Annotated in this window: 1 protein-coding gene; it reads left to right on the forward strand. The window is 55.3% G+C overall.

The window, feature by feature from the left end; translation table 11 throughout:
• The coding region (locus tag PPL9_RS14215; RefSeq protein WP_208989375.1) for an autotransporter outer membrane beta-barrel domain-containing protein at positions 1–972 on the forward strand (972 nt) is incomplete at both ends.

A 972-nucleotide genomic window follows, 5' to 3' on the forward strand; every position in this document is an offset into this window, starting at 1 on the left:
ACTTTATACAACGCGGTGCTCAACCTTGCAGACGAAGAAGCTCCGCAGGCACTTGATCAGCTCTCTGGCGAAGTACACGCTTCGATCAGGACAGCGCTGCTTGAGGACAGCCGCTTTGCACGCGAAGCAGTGCTGAACCGTATGCGCATTGCAACCGGAGCTGTGGCCGCCGACGGACAGGCGCAGGCTGAAAAACGTATCAGCGAGAGTGCTTCCTTCTGGGGGCAAGGCTTTGGCGCCTGGGGGAGCTGGAGTGGAAACCACAACACTGCAGGGCTTGATCGCTCGGTCGGCGGGTTGTTTGTGGGAGGCGATGTCCTGATCGGTGATAATACCCGTCTTGGAGCTTTTGGCGGCTACGATAATAGCAGGTTAGAGGTGAATGGCAGAAGGTCCTCTGTAACAGTAGATACAGTGTATTTGGGTGCTTATGGTGGAGCTCAGTTTGATGCTCTGGGGCTCCGTGTTGGTGGCAGCTATGCATGGCATGATATCGACACAGTACGCTCGGTTGCTTTTACTGGCCTCTCTGAAAACCTGGCTGGTTCCTATGATGCGCGAACTGCCCAGTTCTTTGGTGACGTGGGATATCGTTTTGATCACAACACGAGCAGTCTGGAGCCTTTTGCCAATGTGTCTTACGTCCGCTTATCCAGCGACGGGTACTCTGAAACTGGTGGCACAGCGGCTCTGACGGCTGGTCACGAAACCATAGATAGCACCTTTACCACTATCGGGCTGCGAGTAGGAACTCTGGCTGACCTTGGTGAGTTCAGCGCGAAGCTTTCAGCTCAAGCCGCTTGGCAGCATGCGTTCGGCGGCAAGGAGCCGTTTGCCAGTCATGCCTTTAATGGTGGAAGTAACTTCTCTGTCGCCGGTGCGCCGGTTGCCAGAGATGCCCTAGTGCTTGATCTGGGCGCTGCAGTTGACCTTGGAGAGGATGCAGCTATTGGATTGTCCTACAATGGCCGG

This window comes from Pseudovibrio sp. POLY-S9 (assembly GCF_001431305.1).
Lineage (GTDB): Bacteria > Pseudomonadota > Alphaproteobacteria > Rhizobiales > Stappiaceae > Pseudovibrio.